The organism is Bradyrhizobium amphicarpaeae (assembly GCF_002266435.3).
In the GTDB taxonomy this organism is placed as follows: domain Bacteria; phylum Pseudomonadota; class Alphaproteobacteria; order Rhizobiales; family Xanthobacteraceae; genus Bradyrhizobium; species Bradyrhizobium amphicarpaeae.
On record NZ_CP029426.2, the window covers coordinates 106,754 to 127,005 of the forward strand.

21 protein-coding genes and 1 tRNA gene are annotated in these 20,252 nt (G+C 63.9%); 11 read left to right on the forward strand and 11 right to left on the reverse strand.

The features are described 5' to 3' along the window. Positions 1-19: 19 nt before the first annotated feature. The 5 genes from CIT40_RS00455 to aroA form a co-directional block, all read right to left on the reverse strand. On the reverse strand, positions 20-325 hold the full coding sequence (locus CIT40_RS00455; RefSeq protein WP_007598410.1) for an integration host factor subunit beta: 306 nt from the start codon (positions 323-325) through the stop codon (positions 20-22). Between the two features lie 171 nt (positions 326-496). Further along, on the reverse strand, positions 497-1,477 hold the full coding sequence (gene sppA, locus CIT40_RS00460) for a signal peptide peptidase SppA (RefSeq protein ID WP_094894202.1): 981 nt from the start codon (positions 1,475-1,477) through the stop codon (positions 497-499). 275 nt (positions 1,478-1,752) lie between these two features. Then, a complete protein-coding gene (rpsA, locus tag CIT40_RS00465; RefSeq protein ID WP_162307796.1) occupies positions 1,753-3,459 on the reverse strand; it encodes a 30S ribosomal protein S1 in 1,707 nt (568 codons plus the stop codon). A 268-nt stretch (positions 3,460-3,727) separates the two neighbouring features. Then, positions 3,728-4,366, reverse strand: a complete 639-nt coding sequence (gene cmk / locus CIT40_RS00470) for a (d)CMP kinase (protein WP_028139472.1) — start codon at positions 4,364-4,366, stop codon at positions 3,728-3,730. Next, complete coding sequence (gene aroA / locus CIT40_RS00475) at positions 4,363-5,700, reverse strand: 3-phosphoshikimate 1-carboxyvinyltransferase (protein ID WP_094894659.1); 1,338 nt, start codon at positions 5,698-5,700, stop codon at positions 4,363-4,365. Before aroA ends, cmk begins: the two co-directional genes overlap by 4 nt. A gap of 160 nt (positions 5,701-5,860) precedes the next feature. On the opposite strand from aroA, the gene CIT40_RS00480 reads away from it, so the two are divergent. From CIT40_RS00480 to CIT40_RS00490, 3 genes are all read left to right on the forward strand, one after another. Then, on the forward strand, positions 5,861-6,268 hold the full coding sequence (locus CIT40_RS00480; RefSeq protein WP_094894197.1) for a TIGR02300 family protein: 408 nt from the start codon (positions 5,861-5,863) through the stop codon (positions 6,266-6,268). Positions 6,269-6,359: 91 nt separating this feature from the next. After that, positions 6,360-6,435: transfer RNA gene (locus CIT40_RS00485), tRNA-Ala, on the forward strand. A gap of 160 nt (positions 6,436-6,595) precedes the next feature. After that, positions 6,596-6,832, forward strand: coding sequence for a GIY-YIG nuclease family protein (locus CIT40_RS00490; protein ID WP_094894195.1), 237 nt, complete (start codon positions 6,596-6,598; stop codon positions 6,830-6,832). A gap of 8 nt (positions 6,833-6,840) precedes the next feature. Here the strand turns inward: CIT40_RS00490 and CIT40_RS00495 are convergent, their stop codons facing one another. Further along, positions 6,841-7,299: a MarR family winged helix-turn-helix transcriptional regulator gene (locus tag CIT40_RS00495; RefSeq protein WP_094894192.1), complete on the reverse strand. Its 459-nt coding sequence runs from the start codon at positions 7,297-7,299 to the stop codon at positions 6,841-6,843. A gap of 155 nt (positions 7,300-7,454) precedes the next feature. Here CIT40_RS00495 and CIT40_RS00500 point away from each other — a divergent pair, with 155 nt between their 5' ends. From CIT40_RS00500 to CIT40_RS00535, 8 genes are all read left to right on the forward strand, one after another. Continuing rightward, entirely contained in the window at positions 7,455-7,880 is a 426-nt protein-coding gene (locus CIT40_RS00500) for an organic hydroperoxide resistance protein (protein WP_018323436.1), read from the forward strand. A 170-nt stretch (positions 7,881-8,050) separates the two neighbouring features. Then, complete coding sequence (locus CIT40_RS00505; RefSeq protein WP_094894190.1) at positions 8,051-9,271, forward strand: CaiB/BaiF CoA transferase family protein; 1,221 nt, start codon at positions 8,051-8,053, stop codon at positions 9,269-9,271. Between the two features lie 381 nt (positions 9,272-9,652). Then, complete coding sequence (gene ugpB, locus CIT40_RS00510) at positions 9,653-10,969, forward strand: sn-glycerol-3-phosphate ABC transporter substrate-binding protein UgpB (RefSeq protein WP_094894188.1); 1,317 nt, start codon at positions 9,653-9,655, stop codon at positions 10,967-10,969. A gap of 50 nt (positions 10,970-11,019) precedes the next feature. Continuing rightward, positions 11,020-11,901 carry a sn-glycerol-3-phosphate ABC transporter permease UgpA gene (gene ugpA, locus CIT40_RS00515; protein ID WP_094894185.1) on the forward strand — a complete coding sequence of 294 codons (882 nt, stop codon included), beginning with the start codon at positions 11,020-11,022 and terminating at the stop codon, positions 11,899-11,901. Beyond that, on the forward strand, positions 11,901-12,749 hold the full coding sequence (gene ugpE, locus CIT40_RS00520) for a sn-glycerol-3-phosphate ABC transporter permease UgpE (RefSeq protein ID WP_094894183.1): 849 nt from the start codon (positions 11,901-11,903) through the stop codon (positions 12,747-12,749). Before ugpA ends, ugpE begins: the two co-directional genes overlap by 1 nt. A gap of 10 nt (positions 12,750-12,759) precedes the next feature. Then, positions 12,760-13,848, forward strand: a complete 1,089-nt coding sequence (locus CIT40_RS00525) for a sn-glycerol-3-phosphate import ATP-binding protein UgpC (protein ID WP_094894180.1) — start codon at positions 12,760-12,762, stop codon at positions 13,846-13,848. A 280-nt stretch (positions 13,849-14,128) separates the two neighbouring features. Beyond that, a complete protein-coding gene (locus tag CIT40_RS00530) occupies positions 14,129-14,554 on the forward strand; it encodes an Hsp20 family protein (protein ID WP_028139463.1) in 426 nt (141 codons plus the stop codon). A gap of 50 nt (positions 14,555-14,604) precedes the next feature. Continuing rightward, positions 14,605-14,877, forward strand: coding sequence for a BQ00720 family protein (locus CIT40_RS00535; RefSeq protein WP_094894178.1), 273 nt, complete (start codon positions 14,605-14,607; stop codon positions 14,875-14,877). A gap of 285 nt (positions 14,878-15,162) precedes the next feature. Here CIT40_RS00535 and ptsN read toward each other — a convergent pair whose 3' ends face one another. The 5 genes from ptsN to CIT40_RS00560 all read right to left on the reverse strand — a co-directional run bounded on the left by ptsN (position 15,163) and on the right by CIT40_RS00560 (position 20,247). After that, positions 15,163-15,624, reverse strand: a complete 462-nt coding sequence (ptsN, locus tag CIT40_RS00540) for a PTS IIA-like nitrogen regulatory protein PtsN (protein WP_008141251.1) — start codon at positions 15,622-15,624, stop codon at positions 15,163-15,165. A 222-nt stretch (positions 15,625-15,846) separates the two neighbouring features. After that, positions 15,847-16,458, reverse strand: coding sequence for a ribosome hibernation-promoting factor, HPF/YfiA family (gene hpf, locus CIT40_RS00545; protein ID WP_094894175.1), 612 nt, complete (start codon positions 16,456-16,458; stop codon positions 15,847-15,849). Positions 16,459-16,539: 81 nt separating this feature from the next. After that, positions 16,540-18,162, reverse strand: a complete 1,623-nt coding sequence (gene rpoN, locus CIT40_RS00550; RefSeq protein WP_094894172.1) for an RNA polymerase factor sigma-54 — start codon at positions 18,160-18,162, stop codon at positions 16,540-16,542. Positions 18,163-18,253: 91 nt separating this feature from the next. Further along, positions 18,254-19,276: an LPS export ABC transporter ATP-binding protein gene (gene lptB / locus CIT40_RS00555; protein WP_094894170.1), complete on the reverse strand. Its 1,023-nt coding sequence runs from the start codon at positions 19,274-19,276 to the stop codon at positions 18,254-18,256. Between the two features lie 248 nt (positions 19,277-19,524). Next, on the reverse strand, positions 19,525-20,247 hold the full coding sequence (locus tag CIT40_RS00560; RefSeq protein ID WP_162307797.1) for an LptA/OstA family protein: 723 nt from the start codon (positions 20,245-20,247) through the stop codon (positions 19,525-19,527). Positions 20,248-20,252: the final 5 nt, after the last annotated feature.

The window sequence follows — 20,252 nt, forward strand, 5'->3', positions numbered from 1 at the left end:
ACCCGGACGGCGACATCCTTTAGTCGGGCGCGCCGGGATCCGGATGGTCGCGGTTCAGCCGCTCGCGCATTTCCTTGCCGGTCTTGAAGAACGGAACGCTCTTCTGATCGACAGGCACATGGGCGCCGGTACGTGGATTGCGCCCGGCGCGTGCAGGGCGATGCTTGACCGAGAAGGCACCGAAGCCGCGCAACTCGACGCGGTCACCGCGCGCGAGGGCCGCTACGATCTCTTCGAGAATCGCATTCACAATGTTCTCGACATCCCGCTGGTACAGATGCGGGTTGTGCTCGGCGATACGCTGAACAAGTTCGGATTTGATCATCGAGAGATAGGACCCGGAAGCGTGCGGATGACCATTTCCGTGAAAATACCTTGATCTGTCAAGACGCTAAATCAGGATTGAGTATCGTGAAAATGCGTGACAAATGCCGAAAAAGCGGGCTGACCCGATGCCCGTCAGGCGGGAAAATCCTCAGGCGCTCGCCCAGCCCCGTCAATTTGACGCGGCCGGGTGCCACAGCGCCAGCATTCCGTCCATTCCAAACCGATCGACCGCCTGCGCGACCCCGGTTTGCCCGATTTGATGCGCAATCGAGCCAAAACCGAGCGCTTCCAGCGCAATGGCAGCCGCCGTCTTGAGGAACGGCAGATCACCGAAGCGCGGCTCGAGCTTGTAGTCGCGTACCGGAAGACCCTTCTTGACGCTCTTCTGCTCGACCAGCCAGGTCACCGCCGTCTTCTCGTCGCCGATCTGATCGATCAGCTTGAGATCGATCGCCTGGCGTCCCGTGAAGACGCGGCCATCAGCCACTTTCTCGAGCTGCGTGTCATCCATGCCACGCCGTTCCTTCACCAATCCCTTGAACCAGGCATAGGAATCCTTCACCAGCGCATCAAGGGCAGCCCGCGCTTCGGGACTGGTCGGCTCAAAACCGTTGGGCGCAGCCTTCAGCGGCGACGACTTCACCTCCTCGACCTTGACGCCGATGGTCTTCAGGAGCTCGCTGACGTTGGGATATTGGAACAGCACGCCGATCGACCCGACCAGCGAGCTCTGCTGGGCAATGATGTGGTCGCTGGCAATCGCCGTGATGTAGCCCCCGGAGGCAGCCAGGCCCTCGACCACCACGACCAGCGGCTTCTTCGCCTTGAGCCGGACGAGCGAATCGTAGAGCTGCTCGGAGCCGGCGGTGGTGCCGCCCGGCGAGTTGATGTGAACGATAACAGCCGCAGCCTGCGAATTCTCCAGCCGCTCCAGCGCCTGCGTGCGATCGGAATCGCTGCGGATCAGGCCTTCGATATGGACCCGCGCGATCGAGCCGGCGGATGCGAAGGTGCCGCGCGCGCCGGGTGTCGCGATCAGCGCAACGCCCGCAATCGCCGCGATCGCGATCAGCGCGGCCATCACGCGCCAGAACGTCAGCTTGCGGCGGATCCTGCGGCGATCGACGATGATGTCCGAATCGAGCGACATCCAGATATCTCCAAATGAAAGGCCAAGCGCGTTGTGCCCTCACAGCGTGACCAACGGCTTATCTGGATACATCAATTGCGGCGCAATTTGAAGAAAACAAGGCCTGCGGGCTGACCCAGAGCAACTGCGTAGGAGCGCAAGCGTAATCGGGGCCCGTCACAGCGCCGAAACACCCTCCCGGATTGCGCTTCGCTCCATCCGGGCAACGGGCACCAAGCCACAACAAAAAAGCCCCGGCTCGCGCCGGGGCTTCGATGCAGCGAAATGCGTTTCGCTTACTTGCTGTCGCGGTTCTTGAGCGCGGTGCCCAGGATGTCGCCGAGCGTCGCTCCCGAATCGGAGGAGCCGTACTGCGCGATGGCTTCCTTCTCTTCGGCGACTTCGAGCGCCTTGATCGACACCTGGACCTTGCGGGCCTTCTTGTCGAACTGGATCACGCGGGCATCGACCTTCTCGCCGACGGCAAAGCGTTCGGCGCGCTGGTCGTTGCGATCACGGGCAAGCTCCGAGCGCTTGACGAAGGTGGTGAAGTCGGTCCCGGTGATCTTCACCTCGATACCGCTTTCCTTCACTTCGAGCACTTCGCAGGTCACGACCGCGCCCTTCTTGACATCGCCCGGCTCGGCGAAGGGATCGCCTTCGAGCTGCTTGATGCCGAGCGAGATGCGCTCCTTCTCGACGTCCACATCGAGCACCACGGCCTTGACCATGTCGCCCTTCTTGTAGTTGTCGATCACCTGCTCGCCCGGAAGCTTCCAGTCGAGGTCGGAGAGATGGACCATGCCGTCGACGTCGCCCTCGAGACCCAGGAACAGGCCGAACTCGGTCTTGTTCTTGACCTCGCCCTCGACCGTCGAACCGGTCGGGTGACCTTCGACGAAGACCTCCCAGGGGTTGCGCATGGTCTGCTTGAGGCCGAGCGAGATGCGGCGCTTGACGGAATCGACTTCCAGCACCTGCACTTCGACTTCCTGCGAGGTCGAAACGATCTTGCCGGGGTGCATGTTCTTCTTGGTCCACGACATCTCGGAGACGTGGATCAGGCCTTCGATGCCCGGCTCGAGCTCGACGAACGCACCGTAGTCGGTGATGTTGGTGACGCGGCCGGTGAAGCGGGCACCCAGCGGGTACTTGGCTTCGATGCCCTGCCACGGATCGTCCAGCAGCTGCTTCATGCCCAGCGAGATGCGGTGCGTCTCGTGGTTGATCTTGATGATCTTGACCTTCACGGTCTGGCCGATCGAGAGCACCTCGGTCGGGTGGTTGACGCGGCGCCACGCGATGTCGGTGACGTGCAGCAGGCCGTCGATGCCGCCGAGATCAACGAACGCACCGTAATCGGTGATGTTCTTGACCACGCCGTCGATGACCTGACCCTCTTCGAGGTTCTGCACCAGCTCCTGACGCTGCTCGGCGCGGGTCTCTTCGAGAACCGTGCGGCGGGACACGACGATGTTGCCGCGGCGGCGGTCCATCTTGAGGATCTGGAACGGCTGCGAGTTGTTCATCAGCGGCGCAACGTCGCGGATCGGACGGATGTCGACCTGCGAGCGCGGCAGGAAGGCCACGGCACCGTCGAGGTCGACGGTGAAGCCGCCCTTGACCTGGTTGAAGATGACGCCGTTGACCTTCTCGTTGTTCTGGAACGCCTTCTCTAGCTTGCCCCAGCTCTCTTCGCGGCGCGCCTTGTCGCGCGACAGCACGGCTTCGCCGAGCGCGTTCTCGATCCGATCGAGGAACACTTCGACCTCGTCGCCGACCTTCAGTTCGCTGTCACGGCCGGGGCCGGAAAATTCGCGCAGGGCGACGCGGCCCTCGGTCTTCAGGCCGACGTCGATGACGGCCATGTCCTTTTCAATTGCAACCACCTTGCCCTTGATGACGGAGCTTTCCTGCAGGTTGCCGCCTGCGAAGGACTCGTCGAGCATCGCAGCGAAATCGTCGCGCGACGGGCTATAGGTATCAGCGGAAGTCGAAGCCATTTGTTCTCCAATTGCGGATGTCGTGCCGGCCGTTGGGTTCATGGGCGCATCGCACACGCAGTGTCGGAAGGTCCGCAAAACCTTCGAACGACCGCTCGTTGCGCCGCCCCTGAGAGGCGAAACAACGGAAGCGGGCCGGCTGAGGCCCGCGCGTTCGATACGTGGAAATCTTATGTCCGGAGCCTGGATCGCGCCGGTCCCGAACAGGGGACCGAGGTATCGACCTCAAAGAGCGGGAGCGGGCACTTCCTCCAATGACGGCGGCGGCTTAACCCCGCGACCGGCCCGCTCGGACGGCCTCGATAATGTCGATGGCGGCCCGGACGCCGCCTTCTATATCCAGTTGGGAGTTATCTAGCAAGTAAGCATCCGCGGCCGGTTTCAGGGGGGCAATCGGCCGGTTCTTGTCGCGTTCGTCGCGCTGGATGATGTCGGCGAGCACGGCGGCCTCGTCGGCCTCCTCGCCCCTTGCCTTGGCCTCCATGGTCCGGCGGCGCGCCCGGACTTTTGGATCGGCCACGACGAAGATCTTCACGTCCGCATGCGGGCAGATCACGGTTCCAATGTCCCGGCCGTCCAGCACGGCACCGGGCGGATCGGCGGCGAATTGCCTCTGAAAGTTGACCAGGGCCTCGCGGACCCTCGGGATCGCCGAGACGATCGAGGCGCCCTCGCCGGCCTTCTGGGTCTTCAGGGCTGGATTGCCGAACTTCTCGGGATCGAGTTCCAGCGCCGCGGCGACCGCAGCCTCCTCGTCGCGGAGATCGTGACCGGACTGCATCAGGGCATAAGCCACCGCGCGGTAGATCACGCCGGTATCGAGATGACGATAGCCGTAATGGTGCGCGAGACGCTTGCCGAGCGTCCCCTTGCCCGAGGCCGCGGGCCCGTCGATGGCGATGATCATGAAAACTCGGCCCCCAGCGAACGCATCATCGGAATGAAATCCGGGAAACTGGTGGCGATGAAGGCGGTGTCGTCGACGGTCACCGCCTGATCGGAGGCGCAGCCCATCACCAGTGCGGACATCGCGATGCGATGGTCCATGTGGGTGGCGACAGTGCCGCCGCCGGGGACGTGACCGCGGCCTTCGACGATCAGATCGTCGCCGGAGACCTCGACCTTGACGCCGTTGACGCGCAGCATGGCGGCGGTGGCCTCCAGGCGATCCGATTCCTTGACGCGCAGCTCCTGCAGGCCGCGCATGATCGTCGTGCCCTCGGCGAAGGCGGCTGCCACCGCCAGCACCAGATATTCATCGATCATCGAGGGCGCGCGCTCCGGCGGCACCACGACGCCGCGCAGCTTCGAGGCGCGTACACGCAAGCGCGCCATCGGCTCGCCGGCGTCGCCGCGGACTTCGCTCTCCTCGATCGATGCGCCCATTTCGCGCAGCGTGATGAACAGGCCGGTGCGCAGCGGATTGGTCATGACGTCGGACAGGACGACGTCGGAGCCCTCGACGATCAGCGCTGCGACCACCGGGAAAGCCGCCGAGGAGGGATCGGCGGGCACAACGACGGTGGCGCCATGCAGCTCCGGCTGGCCGACCAGGGTGATCTTGCGGCCATGCGTGCCCTCGCGCGTGGAGGTGATATCGGCGCCAAAATGCTTGAGCATCAGCTCGGTGTGGTCGCGGCTGGCCTCGCTCTCGATCACGGTTGTGGTGCCGGGCGCAGCGAGACCCGCCAGCAGCACCGCCGATTTGATTTGGGCCGAGGCGACCGGGGTCTGGTAGGTGATCGGCAGCGGATCGCGCGCGCCCTGAAGGGTCAGGGGCAGGCGGCCGCCCTCCCCGCCGGAGACGACCTTCGCGCCCATCTTTTCCAGGGGATCGAGAATCCGGCGCATCGGCCGGCTGCGCAGCGAGGCATCGCCGTCGAAAACCGCCGAGATCGGGCAGCCGGCGACGGCGCCCATCACCAGCCGGCAGCCGGTGCCGGAGTTCCCGAAATCCAGCGGAGCCTTGGGCTGGGCGAAGCCCGCGACGCCCGCGCCCTGCACCTTCCAGGCAAAATCGCCGGTCCGCTCCACGGTGGCGCCCAGCGCCTGCATCGATTTGGCGGTGTTGAGGACGTCCTCGCCCTCCAGCAGGCCCGAAATCCTGGTCTCGCCGACCGCGAGCGCGCCCAGAATGAGGGCACGGTGGGAAATCGACTTGTCCCCGGGCACCCGTACTTTCCCGGTCAGGGGCCCGCTGGCGCGAGCCTGGAGCGGCCTCGTTTGGTCGGAATTGGTCACGATCGTGTCCTTGGATGCGCCTTCAAGGGGGCTCGGCGCAGGTACCACATGGTCAGCACCCCGTCACGGGCATGTCGTTCTCCCGTAATGCGCTATTGACAGCGGCCCGCCAACTAGCCAAGTGAAACACCGCTTTTCAGACATTCCCAGGATTCCTGCCGTGGCCAAGTCAGAACTCGGAACCAAACGTATTTGCCCGACCACGGGCAAGAAGTTCTACGACCTCAACAAGAATCCGGTGATCTCGCCCTATACCGGCGAAGTCGTGCCGATCGCGCCCGTCGCGCCCGCGCGCGTGCCTCGCGGTGCCGAAGCCCGGCACGCGGCGACGGCGGATGCCACGCCGGAGCCGGCAGAGGTCGAAGAGGTCTCGCTCGAGGAGGCCGACGCCGAGGAGAACACCGGCAAGGTCAAGGCCGCCGTGCCCGAATCCGAGGACGATATCGAGGTCGACGAGACCATTGATGACGACGATGACGATGATTCGACCTTCATTGCCGACGAAGAAGAGGGCGATGAGGACGTGACCGACATCATTGGTGATGTCGGAGGTGATGAAGAGACTTGAGATCGGCCCTGATCTGTGAAAAAGGGTGCACCGCGCGAGTCACCAGGGCTCGCCGGTGCGGGTGATCCACCAGGATCCCCACAAGGACTAAGGGGCCATAGCTCAGCTGGGAGAGCGCTTGCATGGCATGCAAGAGGTCGGCGGTTCGATCCCGCCTGGCTCCACCAGCCTTCGCTCGCTTCGCGAGCTTCGGCTCGGCAAGCCAGCGTCGCTCCATCGTAGCGAAGCTTGCGAAGGCTGCCGCGGCGTAGCCCGAAGGGCGAAGCCGGGCTTCACCGAATAAAACGAGTATGTAAGCTCCACTCTTGGCAACCGGGTGGGGGTACAGTGAAATACGTCTACATCCTTGAGAGCTTCGATTCCCTCCATTTTTATATCGGGATCACCGACGACCTCCGCGCCCGGCTGGCGAAGCACAACGCCGGCGAGGTGCCCCACACCTCGAAATACCGGCCCTGGCGTCTCAAGACTTACGTTGCGTTCAGCGATGAGAAGCAAGCCGTAGCGTTTGAGAAATATCTGAAATCAGCGTCCGGCCGCGCCTTCGCCAAGAAACGCCTCTAAGCCGCCCCCTACTCCCCGATCACCGCATTCAACCGATCCCTCAACGCGACGATCTCGTCCTTCATCGCGACCAGCTCCGACACCGAACATTCCGATGCCGCCAGAATCGACTGCGGCACGGCGCGCGCTTTCTCCTTCAGCGCTTGCCCCTGGGCCGTCAGCGCGATCAGCACCTGACGCTCGTCCTCGCTCGATCGGGTCCGCTTGACGAGATGGGCGGCCTCCAAGCGCTTGAGCAGCGGCGTCAGCGTGCCCGAATCCAGGAACAGCCGCTCGCCGATGTCCTTGACCGGCACGTCGTCGCGCTCCCACAGCACCAGCATGACCAGATATTGCGGATAGGTCAGGCCGAGCCGGTCCAGCAGCGGCTTGTAGACGCGGTTGAAGGCGTGCGCGGCCGAATAGATCGCGAAGCAGATCTGGTTGTCGAGCCGCTGCGGGTCCAGTGCCGAGTGTTTGCGAGGCATAGCGAATCTCACGAGGGTCTCCCCATTCTGGGACCGGCCGGCGGCATATTCAATTGCGGACAATTAAATGTGAGGCATGCAAATATCAATTGCGCACAATCTAATTGCTTGCGATACAGGGCGCACCCCAACCGCAAGACCCTGAGGAGACGAAGATGTCCGTAAACGTCCTCTACAAGACCAGCGCCAAGGCCACCGGCGGCCGCGACGGCCATGCCGCGACCCTCGACGGCGCGCTCGACGTCAAGCTCACCACGCCGAAGGAGCTCGGCGGCGGCGGTGGCGCCGGCAACAATCCCGAGCAGCTGTTCGCGGCCGGCTATGCCGCCTGCTTCATCGGCGCGATGAAGTTCGTATCGTCGCAGGGCGGGCCGAAGGTTCCGGCTGACGCCTCCGTGACCTCGACCGTCGGCATCGGCCCGCGCTCCGAGGGCGGCTTCGGTCTCGACATCGATCTCGCCGTCTCGCTGCCGGGCCTGGCCCGCGCGGAAGCCGAGGCGCTGGTGGAGAAGGCACACCAGGTCTGCCCGTACTCCAATGCCACGCGCGGCAATGTCGACGTTCGCCTGACGGTCGTCTGATCGAAAGTGCGGATTGGCTGGCCCGGGATCCCCCTCGGGCCGGCCGCTTCCATTTGCCATGCCGCGGCATGCGGTGTGCGCCTGCATGACCCCCTACGCTCGGCGCCATTGCCGGCATCGGCAAACCTCGCTAGGCCTGTGACCAAATCTCGACACAGGGAAGCGAAGGCATGAGTTCTGAAGCCGCCAGTTCTGAAGCCGCATTGGGCGCAATGAGCGGATTGCGCGTCATCGATCTCACGCGCGTGCTCGGCGGTCCCTACTGCACCCAGATCCTCGCCGACCATGGCGCCGACGTGATCAAGGTCGAGCCGCCCGCTGGCGACGAGGTGCGCGACTGGGGCCCTCCCTTCCACGAGGAGGACGCGGCCTATTTCATCGGCATCAACCGCAACAAGCGTTCGATCGGCCTCGACCTCGCCTCGGAGGGCGGCCGCATCGTCCTGCTCAAGATGCTGGAAACGGCCGACGTCCTGATCGAGAATTTCAAGCCGGGCACGCTGGAGAAATGGGGCATCGGCAACGATGTGCTCAGCAAGAAATTCCCGCGCCTCGTGCATTGCCGGATCTGCGGCTTCGGCGCCGACGGCCCGCGCGGCGGCAATCCCGGCTATGACGCCATCATCCAGGCCATGACCGGCATGATCGCCGCGACCGGCTCGCCCGAGAGCGGGCCGATGCGGATCGGCGTGCCGCTGGTCGACATCGGCACCGGCCTCTATGCGGCGATCGGCATCCTGATGGCGCTGTCGGAGCGGCAGCGCTCCGGCAAGGGCCAATTCCTGGAGACGACGCTGTACGAGACCGGCCTTGCCATCATGCATCCGCACACCGCGAATTACTTCATGCATGGCAAGCCGCCGTCGCTCACCGGCAACGAGCATCCGAACCTCGTGCCTTATGCGATCTTCCCGACCAAGACCGACAACATCTTCATCGGCGTCGGCAATGACGGCACCTTCCGCAAGCTGGCCAAGGAGATCGGCAAGCCCGAGCTCGGCACCGATCCACGTTTCGCCCGCAACAAGGACCGCATCGCCAACCGCGAGGCGCTGCGCGCCGAGCTTGCCGCCGTGTTCAGCCAGCACGAGGCCGAGCCGCTGTGCAATCGCCTGCTCGCCGCGGGCCTGCCCGCAGGGCCCGTGCAGAAGATCGACCAGGCGTTGACGAACCCGCACACGATCGCGCGCGGCGATATTGTCGAGAAGGATTGGTACAAGGGCGTCGCCTCGCCGATCCGGCTCGATCGCAGCAAGCCGAGCCTGCGCCGGCTGCCGCCGAAGTTCAGCCAGCACTCGGCCGAGGTGCTGGGCGAGTTCGGCTACTCCAAGGCCGAGATCGACGCGATGGTCGAGAAGGGCACGGTCTGCGGGCCGGAGCGCAAGCGCTGAGATAAGCCAGACGTCGCTCGTCAAGGTGGTGCGCTCCCTCTCCCGCTCGCGGGAGAGGGTTGGGGAGAGGGCGTCTCCACTGTGGGATTCCCCTCGAGGAGAGAACCCTCACCCGCGCTACGCGCGACCTCTCCCGCAAGCGGGAGAGGTCTTAGAGCGTGCGGCCCGGTCTTCGGCTCACATCCCGAATGCCGCACTGCGGCGCGATCCACGTGTGTGCACCGCGAACGGAGGAGGCCGCCCGCTTCGTCTTCGCCTATTTGCCGGCTTTCCTTTTCCAGCGCTTGCCGCTTTCGTTTCGCCCGCTTACACAGTCATGTGAACGTCATATGGCGCTGCTAGCGCAAGCGCTTCTCGTGACGGCCAAGGGAGGTTTACTTGATGGCTCTTCGACAATTTGGCGCAGCTACCGCATTTGCACTCACGGTCGGCATGACGGCGTCGCCGGCGCTGGCCGTGACGGAAATCCAGTGGTGGCACGCGATGACCGGTGCCAACAACGACGTCATCGTCAAGCTCGCGAATGATTTCAACGCGGCGCAGAGCGACTACAAGGTCGTTCCGACCTACAAGGGCAATTACGCCGACACAATGAATGCGGGCATCGCGGCGTTCCGTGCCGGCAACGCCCCGCACATCATGCAGGTCTTCGAGGTCGGCACCGCCACCATGATGGCTGCGACCGGCGCCGTGAAGCCGGTCTACAAGCTGATGGCCGACGCCGGCGAAAAGTTCGATCCCAAGATCTACCTGCCCGCCATCACCGGTTACTACTCGACGTCGAAGGGCGAGATGCTATCCTTCCCCTTCAACTCGTCGTCGACCGTCATGTGGGTCAATCTCGACGAGCTGAAGAAGGCCAACGTCGAAATCCCCAAGACCTGGCCCGAAACCTTCGCGGCCGCCAAGAAGCTGCACGACAACGGTCATCCGACCTGCGGCTTCTCCGGCTCCTGGGTCACCTGGGTCAACCTCGAGCAGCTCTCCGCCTGGCACAACGTCCCGCTCGCCAGCAAGGCCAACGGCCTCGACGGCTTCGACACCAAGCTCGAGTTCAACGGACCGCTCCAAGTCAAGCATCTCGAGAAGCTGGTCGAGCTCCAGAAGGACAAGACCTACGACTATGCCGGCCGCACCAACACCGGCGAAGGCCGCTTCACGTCGGGCGAGTGTCCGATCTACCTGACCTCGTCGGCGTTCTTCGGCAACGTCAAGGCGCAGGCCAAGTTCAACTTCACCGCGGTGCCGATGCCGTATTATCCCGACGTCAAGGGCGCGCCGCAGAACTCGATCATCGGCGGCGCTTCGCTCTGGGTCATGGGCGGCAAGCCGGCCGAGGAATACAAGGGCGTCGCGAAATTCCTAACCTTCCTCTCGGACACCGATCGCCAGGTCTACATCCACAAGGCCTCGGGCTATCTGCCGATCACCAAGGCGGCCTATGAGAAGGCCAAGGCCGAGGGTTTCTACAAGGACCAGCCCTATCTCGAGACCCCGCTGCTCGAGCTGACCAACAAGGAGCCGACCGAGAATTCGCGCGGTCTGCGCCTCGGCAACATGGTTCAGCTGCGCGACGTCTGGTCGGAAGAGATCGAGCAGGCGCTGGCCGGCAAGAAGACGGCCAAGCAGGCGCTGGATGCCGCCGTCGAGCGCGGCAACACGATGCTGCGTCAGTTCGAAAAGACCGCCGTCAAGTGAGGCGATGAGCGGCAGGCCGGCCACCCGGCCTGCCGCTTTCGGCGGACACCATGCAAAAGCAAGCCATTTTCCAATCCAAGCTATTGCCTTACGCGCTGGTTGCGCCGCAGCTCGCGATCGTCCTGATTTTCTTCTACTGGCCGGCCTTGCAGGCCGTGATCCAGTCCTTCCTGCTGCAGGACGCCTTCGGTCTCTCGACCACCTTCGTCTGGTTCGACAATTACGTCGAGCTGTTCAGGGATCCCGCCTATTTCGAAGCGATCGTCCGGACCTTCGTGTTCTCGTTCGCGATCGCCGTCTCGTCGCTGTCCTTTGCGCTGCTGCTCGCCGTCATGGCGGACAAGCCGCTGCGCGGCTCGATGCTGTACCGCACCCTCCTGATCTGGCCCTATGCGGTGGCCCCGCCGGTCGTCGGCGTGCTCTGGATCTTCATGCTGCATCCCTCGCTGGGCATCATCGCGCGCTATTTGCGCGCGATCGGGGTCGACTGGAATCCGCTGCTCGACGGCGACCAGGCGGCAACGCTGATCATCCTCGCCGCCGCCTGGAAGCAGATCTCCTACAATTTCCTGTTCTTCCTCGCCGGCCTGCAGGCGATCCCGAAAAGCGTGCTCGAAGCCGCCGCGATCGACGGTGCGCGTCCGATGCGCCGGTTCTGGACCGTGACCTTCCCGCTGCTGTCGCCGACCATCTTCTTCCTACTGGTCGTCAACATCGTCTACGCCTTCTTCGACACCTTCGGCATCATCGACACCATGACCCGCGGCGGTCCGGGCACCTCGACGGTGACGCTGGTCTACAAGGTCTATTCCGACGGCCTGCTCGGCGGCAATCTCGGCAGCTCAGCGGCGCAATCGGTGATCCTGATGATCATGGTCATCGTGCTCACGGGAATCCAGTTCCGCTTCGTCGAACGCAAGGTGACCTACTGATGGTCGAGGAAGAGGGCTTCCGGCGCTACGTCGCCCATTTCATTCTCTGGATCGGGATCGCGGTCGTCGCCTTCCCGGTCTACATCGCGTTCATCGCCTCGACGCAGGACAACGCGCTGATCGCGAACGGGCAGATGTCGCTGCTGCCGGGCGGACATTTCTTCGAGACCTATTACCAGACCATCTTCGTCGGCACGAGCGGCTCGACCCGAGAGCCGGTCGGCAACATGATGCTGAACTCGCTGGTGATGGCGCTGCTGATCGCGGTCGGCAAGATCGCGATCTCGATCATCTCGGCCTATGCGATCGTGTATTTCCGCTTTCCGTTCCGGATGCCGATCTTCTGGATCATCTTCATCACGCTGATGCTGCCGGTCGAGGTCCGCATCTATCCGACCTACAAGATCGTCGCCGATTTGCACATGCTCGACAGCTATGCGGGCCTGGCGCTGCCGCTGATCGCCTCGGCCACCGCGACGCTGCTGTTCCGCCAGTTCTTCATGACGGTGCCCGACGAATTGCTGGAGGCGTCGCGCATCGACGGCGCCGGCCCCCTGCGCTTCTTCTGGGATACGCTGCTGCCGCTGTCGCGCACCAACATGGCGGCGCTGTTCGTGATCCTGTTCATCCTCGGCTGGAATCAATATCTCTGGCCACTGCTCATCACCACCCGCGACGACATGCAGACCATCCAGGTCGGCATCCGCAAGATGATCACCACCACCGACGCGCTGACCGAATGGCCGATCGTGATGGCGACCGCCGTGCTGGCCATGCTGCCGCCGGTGTTCGTCGTCGTCGTCATGCAAAAACTGTTCGTGCGCGGACTGGTCGAGACCGAGAAGTAAGTGAGTTTTTATGGCTAACGTCACCCTGCGCAACGTCCGCAAGACCTATCCCGGCGGCTTCGAGGCCATCAAGGGCGTCAACGTCGATGTCGGCGACGGACAGTTCTGCGTGCTGGTCGGCCCCTCCGGCTGCGGCAAGTCCACCTTGCTGCGGATGGTTGCCGGCCTCGAAACCGTCACCGGCGGCGAGATCGACATCGGCGGCCGCATCGTCAACCAGATCGAGCCCGCCGATCGCGACATCGCGATGGTGTTCCAGAACTACGCGCTCTATCCGCATATGAGTGTCTTCAACAACATGGCCTACGGCCTGCGCAACCGCGGCATGAAGGAAGCCGAGATCAAGACCCGCGTCGACGAAGCCGCGCGCGTGCTCGAGCTCACGCCGATGCTGGAGCGCAAGCCGCGCCAGCTCTCCGGCGGCCAGCGCCAGCGCGTCGCCATGGGCCGCGCCATCGTGCGCCAGCCGAAGGTGTTTCTGTTCGACGAACCGCTGTCGAATCTCGATGCGAAACTCCGCATCGCGATGCGGGTCGAGATCCGCAAATTGCAGCGGCGGCTCAACACCACGTCGATCTACGTCACCCACGACCAGCTCGAAGCGATGACGCTCGCCGACATCCTGGTGGTGATGAACGGCGGCCAGGTCGAGCAGGTCGGCAATCCCCTCGCGATCTACGAGAAGCCGGCGACCACTTTCGTCGCCTCCTTCATCGGCGCGCCACCGATGAATTTGATGGCGACGCGCCCCGAGGAGATCCGATCGCAGCTCGCGGGCAGCGCCGCGGCCGATGCCGGCATCCTCGGCATCCGCCCGGAGGATTTCGTCATCACCGACCAGACCCCGGACGGCGGCGTCACGTTGCCGCTGACCGTGGAGGCGATCGAGCGCGTCGGCGCCGAAACCTTCGTCTACGGCTCGCGCGAACAGGAAGAGCAGCGCATCGCCGCGACGCCCGGCGAGCTGCCGCCCGGCGAGATCATTGTCCGCATTCCCGGCACCGAGGCTCCCGCCATCGGCGCGAAAATCCGCGTCGCGGCGCTGCGTAACAAGCTGCATCTGTTCAGCGGTGACGGCCGCACGCGGTTAGAGGCCTGAGGGTTCCGAGGCCCTCAAACTCAAAAACGCGAAAACAACCCCATGCACAGTAGAAGGGGCTTTGTTTTCGCTGAGAGATTTCAGTCGTGAGATCCGTCATGTCCGCCAGTCCCGGCCATGACAAACCGGGGCATTTTTGGGCGACGGCGGGCAGTCGCTCGTCCACAAGCCTTCCCGCTACATCCTTGAACCACCACAGGGATATGCCCATATTGCTCATCAAGGGGTGCCAGTACGGGCCCTGATGCACCAAAGTCGCTTTGCGAGGACTTTGTAAACTATGTCTCGTGTTCCCACGTTATCCAGTCCGTTCCTTCTGGGCTTCGACGAGATTGAGCGCGTGCTCGATCGCGTCGTCAAAGGCGCCGACGGCTACCCTCCCTACAATATCGAGAGGTGCGGCGGCGCGGACGGCCAGCCCGAGCGCTTACGCATCACCCTGGCGGTCGCCGGATTTACGCGCGACCAACTCGATGTAACCATTGAGGAAAACCAGCTCGTGATCCGCGGGCGTCAGCAGGACGACAAGACCCGGCAATACATCCATCGCGGCATCGCCGCGCGCCACTTCCAGCGCACTTTCGTGCTGGCGGAGGGGATGCTCGTGCTGGGTGCGGATCTGAAGAACGGGTTGTTGTCGATCGATCTCGCCCGGCCTGAACCGGAGAGGATCGTTAAGACAATCGCTATCAATGAGCACGAATAATGGAACGAGTAGCGGACTCGACCGCTTAGTGTTCCAGAGGAGTCGAGACCATGAGTGAAGGTCACGTTGCGTTCGAATACGAAGCCAAGAATGTCTCTCCGGAGACGCTGGCAACCCTGGGCGAAGGCCATATCGCCTATGTGAGGCAGATCCGCTCGGAAGACGTGCCGGGCCTGTTTCCCGAAGCGCCGAAAATCGCGCCGGGCCTCAAGCTCTTCGCGCTCCACGCCGCCGACGGCACGCCGATCATGCTGACCGACAGCCGCGAAGCCGCAGTCGCCAATGCCTGGAGCAACGAGCTGCAAGCGGTGAGCGTGCACTGAGCACGCAAGCTTCGAACGAATAGAGTTTCAAGCGGGCATGCCTTCGCGCGAAGGCGTGCCCGTTTTTATTTTGAGTGATGGATCGCTGTACTCTCCGCGTCATTGCGGGCGAAGCGAAGCAATCCAGAATCTTTCCGCGGAGAGATTCTGGATTGCTTCGTCGCTGCGCTCTTCGCAATGACGGAGTGGGAGGCTCCGGCGAGCTCAACGCTCGTGTCCCGGACAAGCTGCAACGCGCAAGCGTTGCTGCGCCGCGTCCGGGGCACGAGTGCAAATTGCAGATGATCAGGCTGCGGTCGCCGGCGGCAGCGCCAGTACCGAATAGATCGCCTGGGCGTCGCGCGAGGCGCGGAGCTTCTTGGCGATGTCCTGGTCGCGCAGCAGGCGGGCGATGCGGGCGAGCGCCTTGAGGTGGTCGGCGCCGGCGCCTTCGGGGGCGAGCAGCAGGAAGACGAGATCGACCGGCTGGCCATCCATCGCCTCGAAATCGATCGGACGATCGAGCCGCGCGAACAGGCCGAAGATCTTCTCGAGCTTGGGCAGCTTGCCGTGGGGGATGGCGACGCCGTAGCCGACCGCGGTGGTACCGAGCTTCTCCCGCTGCAGCAGCACCTCGAACACCGAGCGCTCGTTCTGCCCGGTCAGCTCGGCGGCCTTGGCCGCGAGCTCCTGCAAGGCCTGCTTCTTGCTGTTGACCTTCAATGCCGGGAGAATCGCCTCGGGTGCGACCAGATCGGTAATCGGCATGGAGGGTTTCCGAGGTGAATTAAACCGTCAGGTTCCGAAATGGCCGGCCTGGAGACAAACCACGCCGGGCCGGCGCGAGAAGGTGAAGCAGGAAGGGGACTTAGCCCCGATCCTGATGTGGGGCGCTTCTACTCCAACGCAATCCCGGTGCCAACTCCCGCGTGCGGCTTTGCCACGGGCATTGTTAAGGCCTGGGGATCCTACGGGGGCTTGCGGTTTCGCCTAGCTGCCCGCCTTGCCGTCCGGTTTCGCACCAGGCGGGTCGATCCAGCCGACATTGCCGTCAGCCCGACGGTAAATGATGTTCACCCGGCCGCTGGAGCCATGCTGAAAGACCAGGCAGGGCGCCCCGCTCAGGTCGAGTTCCATGACGGCCTCGCTGACCGACAGCGGCTTCAGCGAGGTGGTCGATTCGGCGATGATGACCGGGCTGTAGCCGGTGACCTCATCCTCATCCTCGCCCTCACCCGGCGCCTCCAGCACGTATGCGGTGGCGTCCATGGCGGCGAGCGCAGCGGAGGCGACATGGGCCTTGCGGGCCGACCGGTCCTTGAGACGGCTCTTGTAGCGCTTGAGGCGCTTCTCGATCATCACGAGCGCCTGGTCGGCGCTGGCATAGGCATCCGCCGCGTTCGAATCGGCTTCCAGCGTGATGCCGGAATCCAAATGCAGCGCGCAGTCGGTACGGAAGCCGAAGCCGTCCTTGCTGAGCGTGATGTGGCCGGAATAATTGCCGTCGAAATATTTGCGCAGGACCTCTTCAGTCCGGTCGGTCACGCGGCCGCGCAGGGCCTCGCCGACACTGACGCTCTTGCCCGAAATCCGAAGAGTCATGTGATACCTCGCTTGGTTTGCTTGCCAAGATTGGATCGGTCGCGAATGAGGGGAGAGTAGCGCGATTTCGCGCCAGCGCAATCAGGCCGGTTCGGTGTTGCGGGAGCGATCGGACAATGCGGTCGAGAGAACGTTACCAAGAGCGCTCTGTTTGTCGCGGCGACGTTGCACCGAGGAAGGAATGCGCATCGCTTCGCGGTATTTCGCGACCGTGCGGCGGGCGATATCAATGCCCGAGGCGCGCAAGCGTTCCACGATGGTGTCGTCGGACAGGATTGCCGCGGGCTCCTCCGAATCGATCAGCTGCTTGATGTGGTGACGCACGGCTTCCGCGGAATGCGCCTCGCCACCGTCGGCCGAGGCGATCGACGCCGTGAAGAAATATTTCAGCTCGAAGGTGCCGCGATTGGTCGCCATGTATTTGTTGGCGGTGACACGCGACACCGTGGATTCGTGCATCTGGATGGCGTCGGCAACGGCCTTCAGATTGAGCGGCCGCAGATGCGCCACGCCGTGGGTGAAGAAGCCGTCCTGCTGACGCACGATCTCGGTTGCGACTTTCAGGATGGTGCGGGCGCGCTGGTCGAGCGCGCGCACCAGCCAGGTCGCGTTCTGCAGCGCGTCGGTGAAGTAGGACTTGTCGCCGTCCTTGCCGATCTTCTTCGACAGCTGGGAATAGTAGGTCTGGTTGACCAAGACGCGCGGCAAGGTGTCGCTGTTGAGCTCGACATGCCAGCCGCCGTCGGGACCCGGGCGGACATAGACGTCCGGCACCATGGTCTGCAGACGCGCCGAGCCGAACTTCATGCCGGGCTTGGGATTGAGGCGGCGGATCTCGCCGATCATGTCGGCGATGTCCTCGTCGTCGACGCCGCAAAGCTTGCGCAGCGCCACGATGTCGCGCTTGGCCAGGAGATCGAGATGCTCGACCAGCGCCTGCATCGCGGGGTCATAGCGATCGAGCTCGCGGAGCTGGATCGCCAGGCATTCGCTCAGATTGCGCGCGCAGACGCCGGGCGGGTCGAATTTTTGCAGCACGGCAAGGACGCCCTCGACGTCGGCCTGCGTCGCGCCGAGGCGCTCGGCGGCCTGGCCGAGATCGGCCGGCAGATAGCCGGCCTCATCGACGAGGTCGATCAGGTACTGGCCGATCATCCGCTGGGCGGGGCCGGTGAAGGCCACCGAGAGCTGCTCGGCGAGATGGTCGCCGAGCGTTGTCTCGGCTGCGACAAAGGCTTCGAGATTGTAGTCTTCGTCACCCGAGGCGCCGCCGCCCCATTCCGTATAAGTGGTCGGCGCGGCGTCCTGGGCGTTGCGCGCCGCCGCCTCGGCCGGCTCCTCGGAGAAGACGTTGTCCAGGCCCGTGTCCAGGGTCTGCTCGATCTCGGCGCGGGTGCCGAGATCCTTGCTCATCCATTCTTCCTGGCCCGGCTCGAACGCCTCGCCCGGACCGCCGCCCGGCTCGTCGCTGTGGCTGCCACCGAAATCGTCGTTATCGCCGTACTGGCCGGCCTCGGCCGGGGCCTCGCCCGCGGGGGCCTCGTCGTTGGCCCGCTCCAGCAGCGGGTTCCGCTCGAGTTCCTCTTCCACGAAGGTCGTGAGATCGAGATTGGACAATTGCAGCAGCTTGATCGCCTGCATCAACTGCGGCGTCATGACCAGCGACTGCGATTGACGGAACTCTAATCTCTGCGTGAGCGCCATGAAGCAAGAACCGTTCCCAAAAAATTGGTCCGATTTTTGCTTATCCTAGTCCGAGACCGATGTACACGCCTTGACGAAACGCAAAAACGGGCTAGAGGCGGAATTCCTCGCCAAGGTAAAGGCGGCGAACATCCGGATCGGCGACGATCTCATCCGGGCTCCCCTCGGTCAATATTTCACCGGCATAGACGATGTAGGCGCGATCGGTAAGGCCGAGCGTCTCGCGGACATTGTGGTCGGTGATGAGAACCCCGATGCCGCGATTGGTGAGATGGCGGACCAGATCCTGGATGTCGCCGACCGCGATCGGGTCGATGCCCGCGAAGGGCTCGTCGAGCAGCATGTAGTTCGGACGCGTTGCCAGCGCACGTGCGATCTCGACGCGGCGCCGCTCGCCGCCCGACAGCGCGATCGACGGCGATTTGCGCAGCCGGGTGATGTTGAACTCGTCGAGCAGCGAATCGAGCTGCTGCTCGCGCTTCTTGCGCGAGGGCTCGACCACTTCGAGCACGGCGCGGATGTTCTGCTCGACGGTGAGGCCGCGGAAGATTGAGGCTTCCTGCGGCAGATAGCCGATACCGAGCCGCGCGCGCTGATACATCGGGAGTTTCGTGACGTCGTGGCCGTCGAGCTCGATGGCACCGCGATCGGCCTTGATCAGGCCCGTGATCATGTAGAACACGGTGGTCTTGCCGGCGCCGTTCGGACCGAGCAGGCCGACGGCTTCGCCGCGGCGCACATAGATGCTGACGCCGCGCACCACCTGGCGGCTGCCGAATGACTTTTCCACGCTATGCACAGCCAGGAAACCCGGCCGCTTCAGAAGCTGCGGCCCGCCGGCGCCATTCGATTTGGTGGTGCCCCTCAGCGGGTGGACGGCCTGCGGACGCGGCGCCTCGGTTTGATAATCACCTTGATAGTCACCCTGGAACTGATTGGGCGCATGGATCGTCTGGTCCCGGGCCAACGGCGGCGTATCCCTGACAGGGCTGGGCACGAGCCCGCCGACGCCGTCACCGAGCGCGGTGATGTCCTGCCGGGTGTTTTGGCGCGCAAATCCTGGCCGGCCGCGCTTGGCGGGGCGCCGACGGAACATGCTGAAGAGATCGACCATCCCCGCCTTCTAAGCCTTTCGCGACGATCCTGCGCGACGATCCCGCGCGAATTCGCGCGACTTGCCGCACCGGCCATTCGATTCGCCGATGCAGCATGGGTGAAGGGATGTCTCATGCCCAGTGAAACACGCCCGAAAAGCGGCGGACCCCGCTTCGAAAGACCGAACGGATATCCTGCGCGCTAGATACAGTCTCACCGGCCAAGCTTCAACCTCGGTTCGGGAGCATTCGAACCAAGCTGTTGAATTCATTTCGGTTTAGTTGCGCCAGGCAATTGCAAAGGCGGCGCCCCGCCAGGTTTGCCTGAACCGCAATCATTGCCGCCGCCCTGCGGCAGCAGGGCCTGAACCCGGCCGTTGTCGGATTCCACCCGCGACACGCCCGTCGTCATATCGACCATCAGACGGTCGCCGCGCAGCACGTTCTTGCACTGCGTCAGAACCACCTGACCCCCACCGCCCAGCATGGTGATGAGATTGGTCTTGGTGTCGAACACGGCGGTCTCGCCCGTCACCACCTGGTCCTTCTGGGTCACCACGACGTTGCCGCGCGCCTCCAGGCGCTTGATCGAGGAACTGCCGCCGGGGCCCGGCTGCGCCGACTGCATCGGGGCGCCGGTCCCACTGTTCTTGGTCGCCTTGGCCGCAGGCTGCGGCGTGGCGGGCTTGTCGCCGCCCGATTCGTAGAACACCACCAGCGTCTTCGAGGTCATGGTGGTGTCGCCCTGGATGACCTTCACATTGCCGGCGAAGGTCGCCTCCTTCTTCTTGTCGCGCATCTCGAGCGAGGCGGCTTCGATCTGGATCGGCTGATCGCGGTTCTGCGAGAAGCCCTGCATCGCGTTGGGCACGCCCTGCATCGTGCTCTGCGCAAATGCGGCGCCGGCTGCAGCAAGCGCGACAGTGGCGGCGAGTGCCGCCGCACCGACGATGACATTGCGCGTGTGGTTGCGCGGAAAAGACCTGATCATGAAAA